This window comes from Streptomyces johnsoniae, from assembly GCF_031845565.1.
GTDB classification, from domain to species: domain Bacteria; phylum Actinomycetota; class Actinomycetes; order Streptomycetales; family Streptomycetaceae; genus Streptomyces; species Streptomyces johnsoniae.
Genome location: NZ_JAVREV010000084.1, coordinates 1 through 437 on the forward strand (window position 1 = coordinate 1; position 437 = coordinate 437).

Here is a 437-nt window from a genome sequence, read left to right on the forward strand (position 1 = left end):
GACACGGACGTGCCCCAGGACGTGGCCGACCAGGTGATCGCGGTGGTCGTGGAGGCCCTCAGCAACATCACCCGGCACGCGGAGGCGGAGGAGGCGGAGGTGTCGGTGGTCGCCGACGGCGGCTACCTGACGGTCACCGCGGCCGACGGCGGCGTCGGCCTCCCCGAGGGTGCCCGGGGCAGCGGCCTGCGGACCCTGGCCGAACGGGCCGAGCGGCTCGGCGGCACCCTCACCGTGGGCGCCCGCCCGGCCCCGGGAAGCGGCACCGTGCTGGAGTGGCGGGTCCCGCTGCCCGCGGGGCACGGATGCGCGTGACGTACGGTCCCGCGCCCTCACTCCAACGGCTTACGGCCTGCCGGCGGCGTACGGCTTCCCAGCGGGGTACGGCCCCCGGCGACGTACGGCTTCCGCCTGCCGACGGCGTACGGACTCCCGCC

At 77.1% G+C, this 437-nt stretch carries 1 protein-coding gene; it reads left to right on the forward strand.

Going from position 1 to position 437, the window contains the following annotated elements; translation table 11 throughout:
* The coding region (locus tag RM779_RS33380; protein ID WP_394813458.1) for a sensor histidine kinase at window positions 1-315 on the forward strand (315 nt) is incomplete at its 5' end.
* Window positions 316-437: the final 122 nt, after the last annotated feature.